This is a genomic window from Kineococcus aurantiacus (assembly GCF_013409345.1).
In the GTDB taxonomy this organism is placed as follows: Bacteria; Actinomycetota; Actinomycetes; order Actinomycetales; family Kineococcaceae; genus Kineococcus; species Kineococcus aurantiacus.
On sequence record NZ_JACCBB010000001.1, the window covers coordinates 2,626,167 to 2,646,914 of the forward strand.

Annotated in this window: 20 protein-coding genes; 9 read left to right on the top strand and 11 right to left on the bottom strand. The window is 75.9% G+C overall.

Features of this window, described 5'->3' with window-relative positions:
* The first annotated feature begins 27 nt into the window (after nucleotides 1–27).
* The 3 genes from BJ968_RS12635 (at nucleotide 28) to BJ968_RS12645 (ending at nucleotide 3,020) form a co-directional block, all read left to right on the top strand.
* Complete coding sequence (locus BJ968_RS12635; protein ID WP_179756626.1) at nucleotides 28–1,395, top strand: DNA polymerase IV; 1,368 nt, start codon at nucleotides 28–30, stop codon at nucleotides 1,393–1,395.
* A complete protein-coding gene (locus BJ968_RS12640) occupies nucleotides 1,386–2,204 on the top strand; it encodes a DNA-3-methyladenine glycosylase family protein (RefSeq protein ID WP_343077995.1) in 819 nt (272 codons plus the stop codon). Before BJ968_RS12635 ends, BJ968_RS12640 begins: the two co-directional genes overlap by 10 nt.
* An 81-nt stretch (nucleotides 2,205–2,285) precedes the next feature.
* Nucleotides 2,286–3,020: an SDR family oxidoreductase gene (locus tag BJ968_RS12645; RefSeq protein WP_179752343.1), complete on the top strand. Its 735-nt coding sequence runs from the start codon at nucleotides 2,286–2,288 to the stop codon at nucleotides 3,018–3,020.
* 26 nt (nucleotides 3,021–3,046) lie between these two features.
* Here the strand turns inward: BJ968_RS12645 and BJ968_RS12650 are convergent, their stop codons facing one another.
* Nucleotides 3,047–3,955 (bottom strand): LysR substrate-binding domain-containing protein, encoded by a 909-nt coding sequence (locus BJ968_RS12650; RefSeq protein WP_218885026.1) that lies wholly within the window; start codon nucleotides 3,953–3,955, stop codon nucleotides 3,047–3,049.
* 73 nt (nucleotides 3,956–4,028) lie between these two features.
* On the opposite strand from BJ968_RS12650, the gene BJ968_RS12655 reads away from it, so the two are divergent.
* Together BJ968_RS12655 and BJ968_RS12660 are read left to right on the top strand one after the other, a co-directional pair.
* Nucleotides 4,029–5,261 (top strand): MFS transporter, encoded by a 1,233-nt coding sequence (locus tag BJ968_RS12655; RefSeq protein ID WP_218885027.1) that lies wholly within the window; start codon nucleotides 4,029–4,031, stop codon nucleotides 5,259–5,261.
* On the top strand, nucleotides 5,258–6,142 hold the full coding sequence (locus tag BJ968_RS12660) for an NAD-dependent protein deacetylase (protein ID WP_425491495.1): 885 nt from the start codon (nucleotides 5,258–5,260) through the stop codon (nucleotides 6,140–6,142). The genes BJ968_RS12655 and BJ968_RS12660 overlap by 4 nt, the downstream gene beginning before the upstream one ends.
* A gap of 11 nt (nucleotides 6,143–6,153) precedes the next feature.
* On the opposite strand, the gene BJ968_RS12665 is transcribed toward BJ968_RS12660, so the two are convergent.
* Together BJ968_RS12665 and BJ968_RS12670 are read right to left on the bottom strand one after the other, a co-directional pair.
* Nucleotides 6,154–6,546 (bottom strand): VOC family protein, encoded by a 393-nt coding sequence (locus tag BJ968_RS12665; RefSeq protein ID WP_179752349.1) that lies wholly within the window; start codon nucleotides 6,544–6,546, stop codon nucleotides 6,154–6,156.
* A gap of 4 nt (nucleotides 6,547–6,550) precedes the next feature.
* The gene (locus BJ968_RS12670; protein ID WP_179752351.1) at nucleotides 6,551–7,144 is read right to left on the bottom strand and encodes a TetR/AcrR family transcriptional regulator; all 594 of its coding nucleotides are present in this window, start codon (nucleotides 7,142–7,144) and stop codon (nucleotides 6,551–6,553) included.
* A gap of 42 nt (nucleotides 7,145–7,186) precedes the next feature.
* On the opposite strand from BJ968_RS12670, the gene BJ968_RS12675 reads away from it, so the two are divergent.
* Both BJ968_RS12675 and rlmC read left to right on the top strand, forming a co-directional pair.
* Complete coding sequence (locus BJ968_RS12675) at nucleotides 7,187–7,648, top strand: GNAT family N-acetyltransferase (RefSeq protein WP_179756630.1); 462 nt, start codon at nucleotides 7,187–7,189, stop codon at nucleotides 7,646–7,648.
* Nucleotides 7,649–7,663: 15 nt separating this feature from the next.
* Nucleotides 7,664–8,785: a 23S rRNA (uracil(747)-C(5))-methyltransferase RlmC gene (gene rlmC / locus BJ968_RS12680; RefSeq protein ID WP_179752353.1), complete on the top strand. Its 1,122-nt coding sequence runs from the start codon at nucleotides 7,664–7,666 to the stop codon at nucleotides 8,783–8,785.
* Nucleotides 8,786–8,795: 10 nt separating this feature from the next.
* Here the strand turns inward: rlmC and BJ968_RS12685 are convergent, their stop codons facing one another.
* From BJ968_RS12685 to BJ968_RS12705, 5 genes are all read right to left on the bottom strand, one after another.
* Entirely contained in the window at nucleotides 8,796–9,092 is a 297-nt protein-coding gene (locus BJ968_RS12685; RefSeq protein ID WP_179752355.1) for a hypothetical protein, read from the bottom strand.
* Nucleotides 9,093–9,191: 99 nt separating this feature from the next.
* Nucleotides 9,192–9,956, bottom strand: coding sequence for a hypothetical protein (locus BJ968_RS12690; RefSeq protein ID WP_179752357.1), 765 nt, complete (start codon nucleotides 9,954–9,956; stop codon nucleotides 9,192–9,194).
* Nucleotides 9,957–9,999: 43 nt separating this feature from the next.
* Nucleotides 10,000–10,638 (bottom strand): acyl-CoA-like ligand-binding transcription factor, encoded by a 639-nt coding sequence (locus BJ968_RS12695; protein WP_179752359.1) that lies wholly within the window; start codon nucleotides 10,636–10,638, stop codon nucleotides 10,000–10,002.
* 56 nt (nucleotides 10,639–10,694) lie between these two features.
* Complete coding sequence (locus BJ968_RS12700; protein ID WP_179752361.1) at nucleotides 10,695–12,173, bottom strand: chemotaxis protein CheW; 1,479 nt, start codon at nucleotides 12,171–12,173, stop codon at nucleotides 10,695–10,697.
* Nucleotides 12,170–14,230, bottom strand: coding sequence for a PAS domain S-box protein (locus tag BJ968_RS12705; protein ID WP_179752363.1), 2,061 nt, complete (start codon nucleotides 14,228–14,230; stop codon nucleotides 12,170–12,172). The genes BJ968_RS12700 and BJ968_RS12705 overlap by 4 nt, the downstream gene beginning before the upstream one ends.
* 68 nt (nucleotides 14,231–14,298) lie before the next feature.
* Between BJ968_RS12705 and BJ968_RS12710 the strand changes: the two genes are divergently transcribed.
* Entirely contained in the window at nucleotides 14,299–14,865 is a 567-nt protein-coding gene (locus BJ968_RS12710) for an NYN domain-containing protein (RefSeq protein ID WP_343077996.1), read from the top strand.
* On the opposite strand, the gene BJ968_RS12715 is transcribed toward BJ968_RS12710, so the two are convergent.
* Nucleotides 14,825–16,357: an ATP-dependent DNA ligase gene (locus BJ968_RS12715; RefSeq protein WP_179752367.1), complete on the bottom strand. Its 1,533-nt coding sequence runs from the start codon at nucleotides 16,355–16,357 to the stop codon at nucleotides 14,825–14,827. The genes BJ968_RS12710 and BJ968_RS12715 overlap by 41 nt on opposite strands.
* Nucleotides 16,358–16,652: 295 nt before the next feature.
* Here BJ968_RS12715 and BJ968_RS12720 point away from each other — a divergent pair, with 295 nt between their 5' ends.
* Nucleotides 16,653–17,972, top strand: coding sequence for a reverse transcriptase domain-containing protein (locus BJ968_RS12720; RefSeq protein WP_179752369.1), 1,320 nt, complete (start codon nucleotides 16,653–16,655; stop codon nucleotides 17,970–17,972).
* On the opposite strand, the gene BJ968_RS12725 is transcribed toward BJ968_RS12720, so the two are convergent.
* Nucleotides 17,917–18,273, bottom strand: a complete 357-nt coding sequence (locus tag BJ968_RS12725) for a DUF3817 domain-containing protein (protein ID WP_179752371.1) — start codon at nucleotides 18,271–18,273, stop codon at nucleotides 17,917–17,919. The genes BJ968_RS12720 and BJ968_RS12725 overlap by 56 nt on opposite strands.
* Before the next feature lie 91 nt (nucleotides 18,274–18,364).
* Nucleotides 18,365–20,623: a putative bifunctional diguanylate cyclase/phosphodiesterase gene (locus tag BJ968_RS12730; RefSeq protein WP_246314110.1), complete on the bottom strand. Its 2,259-nt coding sequence runs from the start codon at nucleotides 20,621–20,623 to the stop codon at nucleotides 18,365–18,367.
* Between the last annotated feature and the right edge of the window lie 125 nt (nucleotides 20,624–20,748).

Here is a 20,748-nt window from a genome sequence, read left to right on the forward strand (position 1 = left end):
GTGACCGACCCCACCCGGCCGGGTGTGATGCACCTGGACCTCGACGCGTTCTTCGCGGCGGTGGAGCAGCGGGACAAACCGTCGTTGCGCGGCAAGCCCGTCGTCGTGGGCGGCACGGGGGGCCGCGGGGTCGTCGCCACCGCCAGCTACGAGGCGCGGGTGTTCGGGATCGGCTCGGCCATGCCCACCGCGCGCGCCCGGCGGTTGTGCCCGAACGCCGCCTACCTCGCGGGCCGCTTCGAGGCCTACCGGGCGGTGTCGCACGAGGTGATGGAGCTGGCGCACGAGCTGTCGCCGCTCGTGGAGCCGCTGTCGCTGGACGAGGCGTTCGTGGACCTCACCGCCGGGCACGACGACCTGGACGCCGAACGGGCCGGGGCGGTCGCGCAGCGGTTCCGCGCCGCCGTGCGCGCCCGGACGGGCCTGACCGTCTCCGTGGGCGTCGCGGCGAGCAAGCTCGTCGCCAAGATCGCCTCGGACCTGCGCAAACCCGACGCCCTCGTCGTGGTGCCGCCCGCCGAGCAGGAGGCGCTGCTGTCGCCGCTGAGCGTGCGCAGGATCCCCGGCGTGGGGACGGTGACGGGGGACCGGCTGGCGCGGTCGGGGGTGCGCACGATCGGGGACCTGGCCGCGGCCGACGAGGGGGAACTGGTCCGGATGCTCGGCAAGGCGCACGGCACGGCGCTGCTGGCGTACGCCCGGGGGGTCGACCCGCGCCCCGTCGTGCCCGAGCGGGAGGCGAAGTCCGTCTCGGCGGAGGAGACGTTCGCCGTCGACCTCACCGACCGCCGCGACCTGGGGGAACGGCTGCGGCGCATGGCCGACCGGGTCGCGGCCCGGCTGACGGCCTCGGGCCTGTCGGGCCGGACCGTGACGATCAAGGTGCGGCGGTACGACTTCTCCACCCTCAACCGGTCCCGGACGCTGCCGCACGCCACGAACACGGCGCGGGAGATCACCCGGTACGCGGGCGAGCTGCTCGACGCCGTCGACGTCGCCGACGGCGTCCGGCTGCTGGGGGTGGGGGTGTCCGGGCTCGGGGAGTTCAGCCAGGCCGACCTGCTGGCCGAGCTGGAGGACGAGCTGGAGGACGAGCTGGAGGACGGTCCCGAGGACCCCGAGGAGGCCGGTGACGGCCACGAGGAGGGGAAGGAGGGTCCGCCGGTGTCGGCGCAGCCGTACGGCCCGCCCGCGGCGGGCGGGTGGCGTCCCGGGCAGGACGTCGCGCACGCCGGGTTCGGGCCCGGCTGGGTCCAGGGGTCGGGCGCCGGTCGCGTCACGGTCCGGTTCGAGGGGCCGCACACCCCCGTGGGGCGGGTCCGCACCTTCCGCGACGACGACCCCGACCTCGTCCCCGCCGACCCGCCCGCGTTCGACCCGGGGCGGTGGCCGTGAAGCTGGAGGTGCCGGGCGGGCTGCCCGCGGAGCCGCTGCGCCGGTTCCTGCTGGCCCACACCGTGCCGGGGGCCGAGACCCACCTCGACGGCGTGCACCGCAGGGTGTTCCCCGGCGGGGTCGAGGCGACCGTGGACGTCGGCACGGGGGAGCGGTGCGAGGTCGTCCACGTCACCGGTCCCGTCGCGCCGGAGGTCGTGCGCCGCTGGCTGGACCTGGACGGCGACCACGCGCGCGCCGAGCGGCACCTGTCCGCCGACCCGCTGCTGGCGCCCCTGGTCGCGGCCCGCCCGGGGCTGCGGGTCCCCCGGGCGGTGTCGGGCGCGGAGACCGCGCTGCTGACGGTCCTGGGCCAGCAGGTGTCGCTGGCGGCGGCGCGCACGTTCGCGGGCCGCCTCGTCGCGGCCTACGGCACCCCGCGCGAGACCCTCGTGGAGTTCCCCGCCCCCGCGGCCCTGGCCGCCGCCGGGCCCGACGCGATCCGCGCCGTCACGGGGGTCACCGGGGCCCGGGCCCGCACGCTGCACGTCCTGTCGACCGTCCTGGCCGACGGCCTGGACCTGGACACCGCCGACCCGGCCGCGGCCCGCGCCGAGCTGCTGGCCCTGCCCGGCATCGGGCCGTGGACGGCCGACTACGTCGCGCTGCGGGTGTTCGGGGACTCCGACGCCTTCCTGCCCTCCGACCTGGTGCTGCGCCGGGCCCTGGGGCGGGTCCCGGCGCGCGAGGCCGCGGCGCGGGCCGAGCCGTGGCGCCCGTGGCGCGGGTACGCGCTGCTGCACCTGTGGACCGCGGAGGTCTTCGCCTGACCTCTCCGCCCGAGCGCCCGGTTCGGCACGGCCCCCCGGCCGCGGGCGCGGGGTTCCTGCACGGTTCGCTACGGTGCGTGCATGAACGGAGTCGTGGTGGTGACCGGCGGTAGTCGCGGGATCGGGGCGGCCGTCGTCCGGGCCCTCGCCGCCCGCGGGGTGCCGACGTGCTTCAGCTACTCCACGCACCGCGAGGCCGCCGACGACGTCGCAGCCACCGCCCGGGACCTGGGGACCCCCTCCCTCGCCGTCCAGGCCGACGTGTCCGTCGAGGGCGACGTCCGCCGCCTGTTCCGCGCCGCCGCCGGGCTGGGACCCGTCACCGGCCTGGTCAACAACGCCGGCATCACCGCGCTGCAGACGCGGGTCGTCGACCTCGAGGTCGACCGGATCCGCCGCGTCCTCGACGTCAACGTCGTCGGGTCGTTCCTGTGCGCGCGCGAGGCCGTCAAGCACCTGAGCGCCGCCGGCGGCGGGACCATCGTCAACGTCTCCTCCCGGGCCGCGGTCTCCGGCAGCCCCTTCGAGTACGTCGACTACGCCGCCTCCAAGGCCGCCGTCGACGCCCTGACCGTCGGCCTGGCCCACGAGGTCGCCGCCGACGGCATCCGCGTCGTCGGGGTCCGGCCCGGGCTGATCCGCACCGACATCCACGCCAGCTCCGGGGAACCGGGCCGGGTGGAGCGGCTGCAGAAGACGGTCCCCCTGGGCCGGGCGGGGGAACCGGACGAGGTCGCCGAGGCCGTCGTGTGGCTGCTGTCGGAGTCGGCGAGCTTCGTCACCGGCACGACCCTGGACGTCGCCGGCGGCCGCTGACCGCGGCCGACCACGGCCGGGCCCCGCTACAGCAGCCGCGAACCGCGGGCGACGACGAGGTCGCGGAAGGCCGAGGCCACCCGCGGCAGCGGCTCGTCGCGCCGCACCAGCCCCAGCGTGCGGGTCGACGTGGGCCCGGCCAGCGGCCGTTCCACCACGCCCGCGAACGTCTCCGAGGTGCCCCGCTGGGCCGCCGGCAGCACCGCCACCCCCAGCCCCGCGGCCACCAGCCCCCGGATGGTGTGCGCGTCCTGCCCCTCGAAGGCGACCCGCGGGACGACGCCCGCCTGCGCGAACAGCGCCTCGGCGGCCTCCCGCAACCCGTAGCCCGGTTCGAACAGCACGAAGTCCTCCCCGGCGACCGCCGACAACCCCAGCGGGCCGGGCACCGCCAGCGGGTGGTCCTCCGGCAGCGCGAGCACGAGGGGCTGCTCCAGCAGGGCGTCGCACCGCAGGCCCGGCCGGTCCGGCAGCGGGGAGGTCAGCACCAGGTCGACCTCCCCGCGCGTGAGCTGGTCCAGCAGCGCGCCCGCGGCGCCCTGGTGCAGCTCGAACCGCACCCCGGGGTGGGCTTCGCGGAACGCCCGCACGAGGGCGGGGACGGCCGCCGCGCCGAGGGTGTGCAGGAAACCCAGCGCGACCCGGCCCGTCTCGACGGCGTCGTCCTCCCGCACGGTCCGCACCCCGCGCTCCACCTCCGCCAGCGCCCGCGCGGCCGTCGCGGCCAGCGCCCGCCCGGCCGCCGTCAGCCGCACGCCGCGCCCCTGCGGCACCAGCAGCGGGACCCCCACCGCGCGCTGGACGCGGGCCAGGGCCCGGCTGACCGTGGGCTGCTGCAGGCCCAGCGCCTCGGCGGTCCGCGTCACGTGCTCCTGCTCCCCGAGGGCCGCCAGGACCTGCAGCGGCCCCGCGAGCACCTCCACCGCGTCCTCCACCCCCGAAGTGTGCATGAATCTCGCCCGGAGCAGGCATTGGACGCATGGGTCCGGGCGTTCCTACCGTCGGACCGTGAGCCTCGACACCCGCACCGCCACCCCCTGGCTCGGCCACGAGCGCGGGACCCGCGGCTACCGCCGCCTCACCGTCGCCCTCTTCGCCGCCGGTGTCGCGACCTTCGCCCAGCTGTACTCCGTGCAGGCCGTCCTGCCCGCCGTGGCCACCGGGCTGCACCTCGGCGCCTCCGAGGCCGCGCTGGGCGTCTCCGTCGCGACGGGGGCGCTGGCCGTCTCCGTCGTCGGCTGGAGCGCCGCCGCCGACCGGTTCGGCCGCGTCCCCGTCATGGTCGTCTCCGCCGTCCTGGCCACCGCCCTCGGCTTCGCGGTGCCCCTGGCCCCGTCCCTGACGCCCCTGCTCCTGCTGCGCGCGCTGCAGGGCGCGGCCCTCGGCGGGCTGCCCGCCGTCGCCACCGCCCACCTCGCCGAGGAGGTCCACGCCCGCGAGGTCGCGCTCGCCGCCGGCGCCTACGTCTCGGGGACCTCCCTGGGCGGCCTGAGCGGGCGTGTCGTCTCCTCCGCCGTCGCCGACCTGCTCGGCTGGCGCTGGGGCGTGGCCGCCGTCGCCGTCGCCGGGCTCGCCGCGACCGTCGTGTTCTGCGCCCTCGTGCCCCCCGCGCGCGGCACCGCCCGCCGCGGGACGAGCGGCCCGGCCCTGCGGACCCGCGTGCGGCGGGCCGTGTCAGACCCGGGGCTGCTCGCCCTCTACGCCCAGGCCCTGCTGCTCATGGGCGGGTTCGTCACCGTCTACAACTACCTCGGGTTCCGGCTGCTGCGGCCCCCGTTCTCGCTGTCCCAGACCGTCGTCGGCCTGCTGTTCGTCGTCTACCTCGCCGGCACCCTCAGCTCCTCCCTCGCCGGCCGGCTCGCCGGCCGCGGCCGGGCGCGCGTCCTGCTCGGCTCCGTCGCCGTGTTCACCGCCGGCTGCCTGCTGACGCTGGCCGGCGACCTCGTCGTGGTCGTGGCCGGGCTCGTCCTGCTCACCGCCGGGTTCTTCGCCGCGCACGCCGTCGCCAGCGGCTGGGTCGGGGCCCGCGCCCACCCGCAGGTCCGCGGCCAGGCCTCGGCGCTCTACACCGCCGCCTACTACGTCGGGTCCAGCGTCGTGGGCTGGCTCGCCGGGTTCGCCTTCGGGGCCGGCGGGTGGGCCGTCGTGGTCGGCGTCGTGGTGGCGCTCGCGGTCTGCGCGGCGGTCCTGGCGGTCCTGGGCCTGCGCCCCCGGGCGGCGGCGGGCAGCATGGGGGCGTGAGCGGGGAACTCGTCGGGCAGCTCGGGCAGGCCGGGCCGGGGGAGCAGGCCGAGCAGTCCGGGCGGCTGGAGGAGCTGGTGCGCGCCGGCGGGGTCGTCGTCCTCGAGGGGGCCGGGATGTCGACCGGTTCGGGCATCCCCGACTACCGGGGCCCCAACGGGTCGCTGACCCGGCACACCCCCATGACCTACCGGGAGTTCACCGGCTCGGCGGAGAACCGGCGCCGGTACTGGGGACGCAGCCACGTCGGCTGGGAGCACTTCCGCCGCGCGCAGCCCAACCCCGCCCACCACGCCGTCGCCGCCCTCGAACGCGCCGGGTTCGTCACCGGCACGATCACCCAGAACGTCGACGGCCTCGACCTGGCCGCGGGGACCCGCGAGGTCGTCGAACTGCACGGCAACCTCGACCGGGTCGTCTGCCTGGACTGCGGGGAGGTCACCTCCCGGGCCGAGCTGGCCGACCGGCTCCGGGAGGCCAACCCCACGTTCGAGGCCCGCGTCGAGGAGCTCCACGCCCTGAACCCCGACGGCGACGCCGACCTCACCGACGCCCAGCTGGCGGGTTTCCGCACGGTCCCGTGCCGGCGGTGCGGGCAGGACGCCCTCAAGGCCGACGTCGTGTTCTTCGGCGAGACGGTCCCCAAGGACCGCGTCGAGCGGTCGTTCGCGCTGCTCGACGCCGGGCGGTCCCTGCTGGTGCTGGGTTCCTCCCTGGCGGTCATGTCGGGGTACCGGTTCGTCCTGCACGCCGCCAAGCACGGCAAACCCGTCGCGATCGTGACGGCCGGCCCGACCCGCGGGGACGCCAAGGCGACGGTCCGCCTCGACGCGGCCCTGCAGGACGTGCTGCCGGACCTGCGGCGGCGCCTGGGCGCCTGACCGCGGACGGGTCAGAACGCCCCGCCCGTGCGCCACGGCACCTGCTGCAGGGTCAGGGAGTTCCCGTCGGGGTCGCAGAACCCCGCGTGCAGGACCCCGCCGCCGACGTCGACGACCGGGCCGACGTCGACCCCGCGGCCGACGAGCTCGGCGCGGGCGGCCTCGACGTCCTCGACCACCAGGTGCAGCCCGCGGACCGAACCGGGCGGGGCGCCGTAGACGTCCAGGCCCGAGCCGAAACCGATCGAGCAGGCCGACCCGGGCGGGGTGACCTGGACCACCCGGACCCCCGGGGCCGGCTGGACGTCGACGTCGGCGTGGAAACCGAGTCGGTCGACGTAGAACGCCTTCGCGCGGTCGACGTCGCTCACCGGGACGGGCACGAGTTCGAGCTTGGCGTCCACGTCGTCAGCGTAGGCCGTCGAGCAACCGGTCGACGGCGGCCCGTTGCCGGCCGGCGGTGTAGACCTCGGGGTCGGCGGCGGCCAGGGCGTTCAGCCCCTCCACCTGCGCGGCGAGGGTCACGGCGAGCTGGGTGCGCCCGGCGGCCGAGGACCGCGGCAGGCACCGCCCCACGAGGCGTTCGAGGCGGTCCAGGAACGCGCGGTGGTGGGCCACGTGGACGGCGCGCAGCTCAGGGTCGGGCACGGCGGCGGCCAGGAACCCCACCCACACGCGCCCCTCCTCGCGCTCGTCCTCCGTCAGGGACAGGGCGGCGTGCAGCACGGCGCGCAGGGTCTCCCACGGGTCCTGGCCCGACCCCTCCGCAGCGTCCTCCAGGGCGTCGGCGCGCTGCCCGGTCCGGCGGTGCAGGAGCTCGCGGGCGTGCCGCAGCAGGGTCCGCTTGTCGGCGAAGGCGTGCAGCACGAGACCGGTGGTGCAGCCGGCGCGCTCGGCGACGGCGCGCAGCGTCAGGCCCGGCAGCCCGTCGCGGGCCAGCACGGCCCACACCGCGGCCGAGAGCTGCTCGCGCTGGGCCTCCACGTCGCGCGTCCTGGGCATCCGAACCCCCTTTCCGTGACGGATGTTACCGTAACGTCCGTGATGGAAAAGAGCTTCACCGTGGCGCGCGTGCCCTGGGACGACCCCGACGGCGACCGGCTGCGCGCCGCCCAGCGCGCCGAGCTCGACGCCCGCTACGGCACCGACGACCACGAACCCGGCACCCCGCCCAGCGCGGCCGACGTCCCCGTGTTCCTCCTGGCCCGCGACGGCACCGGCCGGGCCGTCGCCTGCGGCGGGCTGCGCCCCCTCGACGCCACGACGGCCGAGGTCAAGCGCATGTACGTCGAGCCCGCCCGGCGCGGCAGCGGCGTCGCCACCCTCGTCCTGCGCGCCGTCGAGGCCGAGGCGCGGGCGCTGGGCGTCCGGCGGCTGCTGCTGGAGACCGGCACCCTGCAGCCCGAGGCCCTGCGGTTCTACCTGCGCGAGGGCTACGAGCGCATCGAGAACTTCGGCCCCTACGCCGGGCAGGAACTGTCGATCTGCTGCGCCCGCGACCTCTGAGAAGATGGAGGGGCCATGCAGTGCTCCTACTTCGACGCCCACGCGTGCCGGTCGTGCACCCTGATCGAGGTCCCCTACCCCGACCAGGTGCGCAGCAAGGAGGACCGCTGCGCCGAACTGCTCTCGGACCACCCCGGCCTGGAGTGGCTGCCCACCGTCCGCAGCCCCGAGAGCGGCTACCGGAACAAGGCCAAGATGGTCGTCGGGGGCACCGCCGCCGCCCCCACCCTCGGGATCCTCGACGCCTGCGGGCGCGGGGTTGACCTGCGCGGGTGCGCCGTGATCGCCCCCGGCGTCCGCGACGTCCTGCCCGCCCTCGCCTGGTTCGTCACGCGCGCCGGGATCCCCCCGTACGACGTCCCGCGCCGCCGCGGTGAGCTCAAGCACGTCCTCGTCACCGAGTCCCCGACCGGTGAGCTGATGGTGCGGTTCGTCCTGCGCTCGCGGGGACCGCTGGACCGGCTGCGCGAGCACCTGCCCGCCCTGCTCGCCCGCGCGCCCCGCATCGCCGTCGTCACGGCCAACCTGCTGCCCGAGCACAAGGCCGTCGTCGAGGGTGACGTCGACGTCCCCCTCACCGAGCGGACCACCCTCGCGATGCCCCTGGGCGGCCTCACCCTGGACCTGCGCCCGCAGAGCTTCTTCCAGACGAACTCCCACGTCGCCGGGCAGCTCTACGCCCAGGTCGCCCGGTGGGTCGACGAGGTCGCCCCGGCCAGCGTGTGGGACCTGTACTGCGGCGTCGGGGGTTTCGCCCTCCACTGCGCCGCCCCCGGCCGCCGCGTCACCGGGATCGAGGTCAGCGCCGAAGCCGTCGAGAGCGCACGTCACGCCGCCCGCGACCTGCCCGACGTGCGGTTCGAGGCCGGCGACGCGACCCGCTTCGCGCGCGAGTCCACCGAGGTGCCCGAACTCGTCGTGGTGAACCCGCCGCGGCGGGGCATCGGCCCCGAACTGGCCGGCTGGCTGGAGGACAGCGGCGTCCGGCACGTCGTCTACTCCAGCTGCAACCCCGACACCCTCGCGCAGGACCTGCGGGCCATGCCGTCGCTGCGGGCCGTGCGGGGACGGGTGCTGGACATGTTCCCGCAGACCAACCACGTGGAGGTCGCGGTCCTGCTCACCCGGGGCGGCTGAGGGCCCCGGCCTAACGCAGCCGGTCGGGTTCGTTGCGCTTCTCCTGGAGGAAGACGAGGAAGTCGTCGGTGGCGAGGTGGCGGGTGAACGTCCCGTGGCGGCCGTTGTACCGGGTCTCCTCGACCTGCGGGTACGTCGCGCCGCGCAGCCGGGTCAGCCGTTCCCCGACCAGGGGCACCGGCTCGTCGCCCCACGCGAGGTCGAGGAGCTGCTCGCGCTGCGCCGGCCGCAGGCAGGACCACCAGTGCTCCCAGTCGTGCCCGCCCCACAGGTCGTCGGGATGGCCCTCGAAGATGCTGACGCCCACGGGTCCAGGATGCGGGTGCCGGGTCCGCGGCGGGCAGCGGCACCCCCGGACGGCGCAGGGGCCGCCGGTCCCCGGTCACGGCCGTGGTCACGGCCGTGGTCACGGAGCCCGCGGGACCCACTTCCCGACCCAGTCGACCTCCAGGGTCGGCAGGGTCGCCGGGACGGGGGTGCCGCGCTTGCGGTGCGTCTGGACGCCCAGCCACAGCGGCTCCGACGGGAAGACGAGCGCGGAGTCGTCCACGCCGTTCGCGCGGACGCCGTCCCACTCGACCGACTGGCCCGCGACCTCGACGCGCACGAGGCGCGGTCCGAGGGTGAGCCACACGGTCTGCCAGGTGGTGAAGTCGGCCCGCAGGACACCGAGGCGGCGCTGCTGGTGCTGCCGGGCCGGCGGCAGGCGCGGGTCGCGCCAGTGGATCGTCGCGGCGACCGACTGCCGGTCGCCGCCGCCGTCCTCGACGACGTCGATCTCCGGCGGCCAGCCGCCCCCCTTGCGGTACAGCAGGACGACGTGACCGACGGAACCGTCGTCGGCGTCGACGCGGTACCGGAACCCCCACGTGCCGTAGGGCCGGCGCAGGGCGGGGACGGCGTCCAGCGCCCGCGCGCTCGACGTCCCGGCGGACTCCACGACGCCGTCGGGGCCGATCGTCGTCTCGAACCGCAGGGAACCGGTGCCCGAGGGGTCGGCGACGAGGTTCGCGCGGTTCCACCGCGCGGTGCCGGCCAGCCCCTTCGGGTCGCCGTGGTAGGCCGACCACCAGTCGGTGTTCCGGCCGGACCGGAAGTCGTCCAGCCACACCTGCTCGTAGCCGGCCCCGGGGCCGTCCCCGGGGCCGTGCCCGCGGTCGTCGTCCGTCACGGCGGGAGCCTGTCAGGCCGCCGGCCCCGCCGCGACCGGGTCCTCAGGCCACGGGTTCCTCGTCCAGCCAGCTCTGCAGGACCCGGCACAGCGGCTGCAGCTCCCGGTCCAGCTCGGGCAGCAGCGCGGCCGTCGGGTTCTCCACGTCCAGCCAGCGCCGCAGCATCGCCACGTACGCCCCGTGCACCCCGCCGGCGATGCCCTGCGGCGCCACGTCACCGGTCGCGAACCCGTGCCGGCGGGCGACGAAGGACGCCACGTGCTCGGACCAGGCGATCCACTGCTCCGACTCCTCCGAGCGCAGCTCGGTGGACCCCTCCAGGACCCTGAACCGTTGCATCCACAGGCCCTCGGGGTCGATGACCCGCTCCAGCGCCCCGATGATGCAGCCTCGCACCAGGTCCAGCGTCGCGCCCTCGGCGCCCACGGCGGCTTCGAGCAGCTCGGCGAAGCCGGCCGTGAACTCGTCGAAGCGCCACCAGATGATGGAGCCCTTGGAGGGGAAGTACCGGAAGAAGCTCGTCTTGCTCACCCCGGCCGCCGCGGTGATCTCGGCGAGGGTCGTGTCCTCGAAACCCTTGCGCAGGAACAAGTCGATCGCGACGGTCTCGATCTCTTCGCGGGAGGAGGCGGGCGGCCTCCCACGTCGGGGGGCGGGGGTCTCCACCGGCTGCTCGGTCACGCCTGACAGCGTGCCACAAGCGTGCCCCCCGGCAGGGGGCCGCCACCGTTCCGGTCCTACGGCCGGCGCGCGGCGGTGCCGGTGGTGGTGGGGTGGAGCAACCGTCCGGCGAGGCCGTGCACGTCGACGCACGGCAGCAGGGGCCCGGTCGCCGAACCGGTCCGCACCAGCGGCGCGCGTTCCTCCGCGGCGGCCTCGCCGAGGTCCTCGCGCCAGACGGGGCGCTCGATGTCGGACAGACCCTCGACCACGAACCCGAGCCGGCGCGGCTCGGCGTCGGGGTCGGGCGCGGGGGGCCGCACGAGCAGGACGACCCCGCGGCGGGGGTCCTCCAGCCGGCCCCGGCCGAGGTGCTCGGCCAGGTCCACCAGCGGGACGACGTCGTGCTCGGTGACGAGGGCGCCCAGGTCCGAGCGGCCCCCGACCCAGGGCACCGGGTCGGGGGGGAAGGGGACCACGCCGTCGACCTGGGCCAGCGGCGTCGTCAGGGTGCCGCGGGCGCTGAAGACCACGACGGGGTCGTGCAGCGGGACGTCGGCGCCGCCACCCGTCGTCGCCGCCCGCACGGACGTGTTGAGCGAGGTCAGCGCGCTGATCTCCGGGTCGGCCAGCACGGCCGCCACGTCGAGCACGAGCGTGTGCCCGTGCGGCAGGCGCGCCACCGCGCGCACGGCGCCGCCGGCCCGGCCGGAACCGGGCGCGGGGGAGGACCAGGCCCTCGGGGAGACCCGCACGATGTCGAGGGCCTCGTCGAACGCGAGCGCCAGCAGCCCGTGCTCGGAGCGCACCAGCAGGACCTGCCACGCCCGGGACGGGTCCGCCGGCGGGAGACCGAGGACCACCAGGGGGTCGACCACGGGCAACCGGACGTCGCCGTGGTCGGTGACGCCCAGGCACAGCGCCGAGGACAGCGGTGAGGGGCGCGGGGTGAGGGCGGGCAGCGTCGTCTGGACGTCGGCCACGTCGACGGCCAGCAGCAGCGGCACACCGGAGGCCGGTGTGCACCGGACGACGAGGTGGGCGGGGTCCTGCGTCGAACCGGTGTCGCCGCCGTCGGCCGCGAACACCGTGCCGCCGAGCTCGCCGGCCGTCGTGGCCAGGACCCCGGGGTGGCCCAGGACGGCGGCGGGGTCGAGCAGGCTGCCGATCTCACCGGTGCCCGGCCGCGCGAACGTGGCCGTGAACAACCGCGACCCGGGGTCCGCGACCGGTTGCAGCGCGGCGGTGTCGAGGTCGACGACGTCGTGGACGCCGTCGACGAGCAGCCCCAGCGCCCGTCCCTCGTGGACGAGCACGACGACACCCATCGGCGCGCCGGGGCCGTCACCGGACGGGCGGCCGCAGAGGGCGCCGAGGTCGAGGACCGGCAGCACGGAGTCGCGCAGCAGCAGCGCCCCGACCAGCCCGGGTGCGTCCGTGGGCAGCGCGTCGAAGCGCTCGGGGAGCGGGACGACCTCGCGCAGGACGTCCACGGGCAGGGCGACCAGGGCGTCCTGCACCCGCAGCAGCCCCACCCGGGTGGAGCCGCGGGTCACGGTTCCCCGCTGGTCCGGGCGGCGAGGTCGCCGATGAGGGCGCGGACCACGGCGGAGGTGTCCTGCTGCAGCTGCGTCGCGCCGGCGATGGTGGAGATCGACTCCGAGGTCTGGGCGACGCTGGCGACGATGTTCTCGAAGGCGTCCTGCGCGGACCGGGACACCTCGGCGCCCTCGGCGACGCGCGCCTCGGACTCGGCGATCAGCTCGGCGATCTGCCCGGCGGCCGTGGAGGAGCGCTCGGCCAGTTTCCGCACCTCACCCGCCACGACGGAGAAGCCGACACCGTGCTCACCGGCGCGGGCGGCCTCGATGGAGGCGTTGAAGGCCAGCAGGTTCGTCTGGGCCGCGATCTCGGTGATGACGCGCACGATCTCGGCGATGGAGCCCGAGGAGCGCCGGATCAGCTCGATGGCGGCCATCGAGCTCTTCAGCGCCTCGAAGCCCGACAGCGCGTTGGTGTGCGTCTGGTTCGCCAGGTCCCGGGCCTGCACCGCGCTCGTCGCGATCTCGTCGATCGAGTGCGACAGCTCGGCGACCGTCTCGTTCATCTCACCGCTCTTGCAGGTGATGAGCTGTTCGAGCTGCGCCTGCGCGGTGACGTCGTAGGCGTACTTGACCACCTTGAACGGGTTGCCGCGCAGGTCGAAGATCGGGTTGTAGGTCGCCTGGATCCACACGTCGCGGTCGTACTTGCCGACCCGGTGGAAGCGCCCGGCGATGAAGTCGCCCTTGCGCAGCCGCAGCCAGAAGTCCCGGTACTCGGCGGAGACGCGGTACTCCGGGGAGCAGAACAGGCTGTGGTGCTGGCCCTGCAGCTCCTTGAGGGAGTAGCCCATCGTCCGCAGGAAGTTGTCGTTCGCCACGAGGATGTTGCCCTCGAGGTCGAACTCGATGACGGCCTGCGCGCGGTCGACGGCCTGGACCCGGCTGGCGTACTCGGCGTTCTGGACGGTGCCGCCGGTGACGTCCACGGCGTACTTGACGACCTTCAGCGGCCGGCCCTCGGGGTCGAGGATCGGGTTGTAGGTGGCCTGGATGAAGATGTCCCGGCCGTCCTTGGTGATGCGCCGGTAGGTGCCCTCGTCGAAGTTCCCCTTGGCGAGCTTCTCCCAGAACCGCTGGTACTCCGGCGTCGCCGCGTCCACCGGGTCCACGAAGAGGCGGTGGTGCTGGCCCTGCACCTCGCTCAGCGAGTAGCCCATCACCTCGAGGAAGTTCTCGTTGGCGTTCAGGACGTGGCCCTCGAGGTCGAACTCGATGACGGCCTGCGACCGGTCGATGGCCGCGACGCGCCCTTCCAGCTCCACGCCGCGGCGCGCCGCGTCGGTCACGTCGTAGGCGTACTTGACGACCTTGACGACCTTGCCGTCGACCCCGAACACCGGGTTGTAGGTGGCGCGGATCCGGACCTCCTGGCCGAGCGCGCCGTAGCGGGTGAACTCACCCGCCTCGGTGCTGCCCGAGCGCAGCCGGCGCCAGAACGCGACGTAGTCGCTGCTCGCGGCGTAGGCCGCGTCGCAGAACATGCGGTGGTGCTGGCCGACGACGTCGTCGGACTCGTAGCCGAGCAGCTCCAGGAGGTTGTCGTTCGCGCGCAGCACGGTGCCGTCGGGGGAGAACTCCACGACGGCCTGCACGCGCTCGACGGCGCGGTTCTTGCTGCGCAGGTCGTACAGCTCGGCGCGGGCCGCGGTGACGTCGGCGGCCAGGACGAGGGTGGCGGTGGTGCCGTCGACGCGGCGGGAGGAGCAACGGGCCCAGCGCTCGGCCTCGGCGGCGCCGACCAGCACCTCCAGCGGCTGGGCGCGGTCACCGAGCAGCTCGGCGACGTCACCGTCACCGGGGGCCGTGAACAGGTCGGACAGCGTGCGCCCGCTCAGTCCCTCCAGGGTCGTGCCGCACAGCTCGGCCGCGCGCGGGTCGGCGTGCAGGACCGCGCCGGTCGCGGAGTCGACCACGAAGATCGCCTCGCGCTCGGCGACGAGCGAGGTCAGCGTCTCCTGGAGCGCGGTGGTGCCGAGGTCGACGGCGCGGACGGCCGGGCGAGCGGTCATGCTGGTGGATCGGGTGCTCGGGGGGTCGACTTGAGGCGCCCGTGATGGCATAGCCTCCAGGGGTGGTGGTGACTGGTGGACAACGCACGACGTACGTCGTCGTCGACGGCGAGAACCTCGACGCGACGCTGGGCGCGTCGATCCTCGACGGCCGCCCCGGCCCCGAGCAGCGACCGCGCTGGGAACGGCTGCTGAAGTTCGCCCGCGACACGTTCCAGCAGCAGGCCAAGGGCCTGTTCTTCCTCAACGCCTCCAGCGGTCACCTGCCGATGTCGTTCGTCTCGGCGCTGCTGGCCATCGGCTACCAGCCCATCCCGCTCGCGGGGGGCCCGGGGGAGAAGGTCGTCGACATCGGCATCCAGCGCACGCTGGACGCCCTCGTCGACCGCGACGGCGACGTCCTCCTCGGCTCCCACGACGTCGACTTCCTGCCCCAGGTGGAGCGACTGCTCACGGGGGACCGCCTCGTCGGCATGGTCGGTTTCCGCGAGTTCATGAACTCGCAGTACGCGCCGCTGGCCGAGCGCGGGCTGAAGGTCTTCGACCTCGAGGACGACGTCCGCGCGTTCAACGTCGTGCTGCCCCGCGTCCGCATCATCCCGCTGGCCGACTTCGACCCGACCCGCTACCTCTGACCGTCCCGATCGTGTCCGCCTCCCCGGCGGTCTTGTCCTCCCGGTAGCGCACCACGCGCGCGAACCGCAGGGCCACGCCGCCGGGGTAGCGCGGCGAGCGCTGCACCCCGTCGAAGGCCACCTCGACGACCTGCTCGGGGCGGACGGTCACGACGTGGCCGTCGTCGGCGACCTGCAGCTCCCGGAACCGCCGCGTCTGCCACTCCAGCACCTCGTCGGTCATGCCCTTGAACGTCTTGCCCAGCATGACGAAGCCCCCGCCGTCGGGGTCGCGGGCCCCGAGGTGGACGTTCGACAGCCACCCGCTGCGCCGGCCCGACCCGCGCTCCACCGCGAGCACCACCAGGTCCAGCGTGTGGACCGGTTTCACCTTCACCCACGCCCCACCCCGGCGGCCCGCCGCGTACGGCGAGGCCAGGTCCTTCACGACGACCCCCTCGTGGCCCCCGGCCACGGCGTCCTCGGCGAAGGCCGTGGCGCGCGCCGGGTCGGCGGTGACCAGGCGCGGGACGCGGTGGCGCTCGGGCACCAGGGCGTCCAGCACCTCCAGGCGCTCGCGCAGCGCGGTGTCCAGCAGGTCCGTCCCGTCGGCGTGCAGGACGTCGAAGAAGAACGGGGCCACGGCCGCGCCCGTGGCCTGCGCGGTCCGGGACGCGGTGTCCTGGAACGGCTGCGGCCGGCCCGCCGCGTCCAGGACGAGCGCCTCGCCGTCGAGCACGAGGTCCCCGCCGGGCAGCTGCGCGACGACCTGCACCACCTCGGGCAGCCGCGCCGTGACGTCCTCCAGGGTGCGGGTGGCGATGCGCACCTCCCCGCCGCGCCGGTGCACCTGGACGCGGACGCCGTCGAGCTTGGTGTCCACCGCGACCGGGCCCGCGAACCCCGCGACGGCCTCGGCGACGGTCGTCGCGCTCGCGGCGAGCATGGGCAGCACGGGCCGCCCCACCCGCAGCCCGAACCCGGCCAGCTCCGCCGCGCCGCCGCGCAGCGCGGCGACGACGGCCTCGACCGTGGAGCCGGCCAGCATCGCCGCCCGCCGCACGTCCTCGGCGGGGACGCCGGCGACCCGGGCCGCGGCGTCCTGCACGAGGGCGTCCAGCGCGCCCTGGCGCAGCTCACCGGTGACCACGCCCCGCAGCCACCGCTGCTCCTGCGCCGTGGCGGCCGCGAACAGGTCCCCCACGGCGGCCTCGCGCCGGCCGCGCGACCCCGCGCCCGCCAGGGCGGCGATCGCCTCGAACCGCGCGTCGACGTCGAGGACCGTCAGCGACGGGGTGGTGGCCGGGACGGGGAGCTCCGTCAGCGAGCGCCACCCCAGCCCCGTGCGGCGCTGCCGCAGCCCGCCGGCGAGGTGGGCGGCGACGACCGCGGTCAGCTCGGTGTCGGCGGGGTCCAGGCGGCCCAGCAGGGCGGCCAGGGCGGCGACCTTGGCGGTCCGGGCGCGGGTGGCGGCCACGGCGGCGGAGGTGGCGACGACGTCGGCGAGCAGCACGCCGCCATCGTGCCGCCCACCCACCCCGGCCGCACCGGCACGAGTCCCGCGGCCCCCGGGAGGGGGCCCCGGGACCTGCTGACAGCGCCGGGGCCGGTGTGTGATCGTGGGCCCGTGCGGTGGAGCCGGTGCGAGAGGGCCCTCCCGGCGCCGGTGCACCGGCGGTGGGGCGGCAGCTCCGGGGTCACCCCGGGGGCAGCACGACACGTTCGGCACCACGCCGCAGGATCGACCGTGCGCTGCGCGCACTGCGGATCCCGCACCGCGGGACAGGTCGCCCGGCCCCACCGCACGCGTGGCTGAACCCGACGCGGTCGCCGCGGCGCTCGCGGCGGCGTTCCTCGACGGCCCGTGGACGGCGGACGCCCTGACGGCCCGCGCCCGCGAGGCCGTGGGGGTGCCGCGGGCGCGGTGGGTCGCGCGGCTGGCGGGGGAGGTGACCGGGCGGTTCGGCACCCCGCCGCTGGACGCCCCGCGCGAGCTGCGCGCCGCCGTCGCCGGTTCGCCCGCCTACGCCGGGGCCCGCGACGCGGCGCGCCGGGCGGGCCGGCCGCTGCGGGTGGCGCACCTGGCGACGGGCACGACCCGGATGGGGCGCAACCGGTTCTCGGTCCCGCCGCTGGACACCGTCGACGACCTGGCCGCGTTCTGCGGCCTCGACCCCGCGCAGCTGGACTGGTTCGCCGACGTCCACCGCTTCCAGGTCCGCGCGGGCGGTTCGGCGCTGCACCACTACCGGGCCCGCTGGGTCGCCAAGCGCGGTGCGCCGCGGCTGCTGGAGGCGCCCAAGCCGCGGTTGAAGGCCGTGCAGCGCAAGGTGCTGCACGAGGTCCTCGACCGCTTCCCCGTGCACGACGCCGCGCACGGTTTCGTGCCCGGGCGCTCCCCGGTGACCGGGGCCTGGGACCACGTGCTGGCCCGGACCGTCGTGCGGTTCGACCTGGAGGGTTTCTTCGCCTCCGTGCCGGCGGCGCGCGTCCACGGGACGTTCCGGTCCACGGGGTACCCCGAACCCGTCGCGCACCTGCTGACCGGGCTCGTGACGCACGTGACCCCGCTGCGGGACCTGCGGGCGATGCCCGACGGAGGTTCCGCGGAGGCCCGGCACCGGTTGCGGCGCAACCTGTCCCACGCCCACCTGCCGCAGGGTGCCCCGACCTCGCCGGCGCTGGCGAACCTGTGCGCGCGGGGCCTGGACGCCCGCCTCGACGGGCTGGCGCGGGTCCTGGGCGCGACGTTCACCCGCTACGCCGACGACCTGACGTTCTCCTCCACGACGGGCCTGGACCCGGTGCGCCTGCACCGCGCGGTCCGCGCGGTCGTCGCCGACGAGGGGTTCACGCTGAACCCGGCGAAGACGCGGGTGCGGGGTGCCGGTTCCCGCCAGGTCGTGACGGGGCTGGTCGTCAACGAGCGCCCGAACGTCCCCCGCGAGGAGTTCGACCGGCTCAAGGCCGTCCTGCACAACTGCGTGCGGCACGGGCCCACGAGCCAGGACCGGGAGGGCCACCGGGACTTCCGGGCGCACCTGCTGGCCCGGGTGGCGCGCGTGGAGTCGGTCAACCCCGCGAAGGGGAGGCGGCTGCGGAGGAGCTTCGAGCAGATCGCGTGGTGAGCCCGCCCCGGCGCAGCATCCAGCGCTCGAAGACGACCGTCCCGAACGGCGGGACCCCCGCGGCCAGGCCCGCCAGGACGTTCCCCGGGCTCCAGCGCAGGGCGAGGCCGGCCCAGACCGTCGAGACCAGGTAGACGACGAAACCGATGCCGTGGACCATGCCCACGACGGGGACGCCGCCCTCGTGGGGGGCGTGCACGACCCACTTCAGGAACATGGCGATGAGCAGCGCGGTCCACGAGATCGCCTCGAACGTCGCGATGACTCGGAACCAGCGGGCGGCGAGCGGCCCGGACGTCATGGGGGTCTCCTCCTGGTGGTCTGCACCCCGAGTCTGACGCGCCGCGGGGACGCCGGGTGCCACCGGGGGTGTGGGATCCCTCACGCCCGGCTCAGCGCGTGAGCGCCTCGTCGTGCCGGGTGTCGTCCCCGGCGTGCCCCACCCGCCGCAGGTACCCGGGGACGTCCGCGGCGCCCATGGGCGTCCCGAACCAGTGCCCCTGCGCGCGGTGCACCCCCAGGGCCCGCAGCGGCGCGACCTGCTCGGCGCGCTCGACGCCCTCGGCGAGGATCCCCACGTCCATGGCCCGGCACAGGGCCGCGATCCCGTCGAGCAGCGAGCTGTCGCCGCCGGTGGCCAGCGCCGTGAGGGACCGGTCGAGCTTCACGGTCGAGACGGGGAACCGGCGCATGTACGACAGGGACGTGTAGCCGATGCCGAAGTCGTCGAGGTCGAGGCGGAAACCGGCGGCGACGACCTCGCGCAGCGACGCCGCGATGCGGGGGTCGTCGGGCAGTTCCTCGTGCTCGGTGATCTCCAGGTGGATGCGCCCGGGGCGGATCCCGTGCCGGGCGGCGAGGTCGCTGATCCACCGGCTCATGCCGTGCCGGTGCAGGCTCCCGACGCCGAGGTTCACCGCCAGGTGCAGCCCGCCCAGGCCCAGGGAGTCCCAGTGCGCCAGGTCGGCCACGGCGCGGGAGGCGACGTGCTCGTCGAGCCGGGCGCCCAGGCCGGCGGCCTCGACCTGGGGCAGGAACTCGTCCGGCGTGACCAGCCCGGCGCGGGGGTGGTGCCAGCGGACGAGGGCCTCGACGCCGACGACCCGCGGGTGGTCGCCGTCCTGCGGCCCGTCGAGCGCCACGATCGGCTGGTGCAGGACGACCAGCTCGCCCACGTCCTCGGGGCGGCCGTCCTGCAGCAGCAGGTGGCGCAGCTCCTGCTGCATCACCAGGGCGCCGAGGACCTTCTCGCGCAGCTGCGGCCGGTAGACCTGGGCGCGGCCCTTGCCGGCCTGCTTGGCGGCGTACATGGCGATGTCGGCGTCCACGAGGGCCTCGTCGAAGGCGACGCCGTCGCGCAGCGGGGCGATGCCGATGCTGGCGCTGACCTGGTACGGCAGGCCGCTGAACTCGAACGGGGTGTCCAGCGCCGTCAGCAGCAGGTCCGCGGGGCCCTCCTCGTCGTGCGGGGGCGTCCACACCACGACGATGAACTCGTCGCCGCCGGTGCGCGAGACCACCCCGTGGGTCCCGACGGCGCCCCGCAGCCGGGTGGCCACCTCCACGAGCAGGGCGTCGCCCACGGCGTGACCGCGGGTGTCGTTGATCTGCTTGAAGTCGTCGAGGTCGACCAGGCACAGGTGCAGGTCCTCACCGCGCAGCCGCTGCCGCAGCGCGTGGGCGGCGCCGGGCAGGCCGCGGCGGTTGACGAGGTCGGTCAGCGGGTCGCGGTCGGCGCTGCGCTCGGCGCGGCGCACGGCCAGGGCGGCCAGCGCCACCCCCGCGCAGGCCAGGACGTAGCCGCTGGGGGCCACGACGGCGACGGCGACGTCGGGCAGGACGCCCAGCACGCCCAGCAGCCACAGGACGGGCACGGCGCAGAAGACGGGCAGGACGCTGAGCAGCCGCTGCCCCTCCCCGCGCAGGTTCCCGCCGGCGTAGGGGCTGCCGAAGTGCCGCATGCTCGGGTGGGCCGCGGCGGCGGCCAGCGCGACGACGGCCAGGCACTGCCCGCCCTGCAGCAGGGCCCGGCCGCCGGTCAGCAGGTCGGCGCGGGCGGTGACCAGCGCGGAGACGGCCAGCAGCCCCCCGCCGGCCAGCAGCACCAGGGCGGTGGCCGGGGCCATGCCGTGCCGGGTGGCGAAGATCCGCAGCAGCACGATGACCAGGACGATGTCGGCGCCCGTCCCCACCGCGACGGCCGGGTCCTCGACGAGCCCGGCGGTGCGCAGCATCCCCAGCGCCTGCACGACGAGGAGGGCGCCCGCGCCCACCGTCAGCAGCACGTCCGGCCACGTCGCGCGGACCTGCCCCGCGGGGCGGCGCAGGGTGCGCACGACGAACGGGACGAGGGCCAGGGCGGCGACCTGGACGGCCACGACGCTCCAGCGGGCCACCGGCGCCGTCCCGGTGGCGGTCAGCGCCAGGCTCCCGGCGAGGCCGGTGCCGACGACGGTGAGCACGGCGGCCCACGCCCGCCGCAGCGCGGGGCGGTGCCGGCGGACGCCGCGGGCGGCGACCGCGAAGGCCCCCAGGTGCACCAGCAGCGCCGCGCCGTCGGCGGTGCGGCTGCCCGCCGTCCCGGGCAGGAGACCGACGACGACGCTCAGGGCGACCAGCACCCCGAGCACCGCGGTGTCCCGCTTGGACATCGGCCCCCTCGTTCCGCTCGTTCCTCGACCGCCCGACCACGGAGTCTTCGACGGGACGGCGACCGGACTCATTCGGCCGAACAGGTGCGTCGGGGGTGGACAGGTGGGGAACACCTCCCCGCGGG

Coding starts and splice junctions, on each gene's coding strand:
- BJ968_RS12635 (WP_179756626.1), top strand. CDS start 28: ATGCACCTGGACCTCGACGCGTTCTTCGCGGCGGTGGAGCAGCGGGAC.
- BJ968_RS12645 (WP_179752343.1), top strand. CDS start 2,286: ATGAACGGAGTCGTGGTGGTGACCGGCGGTAGTCGCGGGATCGGGGCG.
- BJ968_RS12670 (WP_179752351.1), bottom strand. CDS start 7,144: ATGCCCAGGACGCGCGACGTGGAGGCCCAGCGCGAGCAGCTCTCGGCC.
- BJ968_RS12675 (WP_179756630.1), top strand. CDS start 7,187: ATGGAAAAGAGCTTCACCGTGGCGCGCGTGCCCTGGGACGACCCCGAC.
- rlmC (WP_179752353.1), top strand. CDS start 7,664: ATGCAGTGCTCCTACTTCGACGCCCACGCGTGCCGGTCGTGCACCCTG.
- BJ968_RS12705 (WP_179752363.1), bottom strand. CDS start 14,230: ATGACCGCTCGCCCGGCCGTCCGCGCCGTCGACCTCGGCACCACCGCG.
- BJ968_RS12725 (WP_179752371.1), bottom strand. CDS start 18,273: ATGACGTCCGGGCCGCTCGCCGCCCGCTGGTTCCGAGTCATCGCGACG.
- BJ968_RS12730 (WP_246314110.1), bottom strand. CDS start 20,623: ATGTCCAAGCGGGACACCGCGGTGCTCGGGGTGCTGGTCGCCCTGAGC.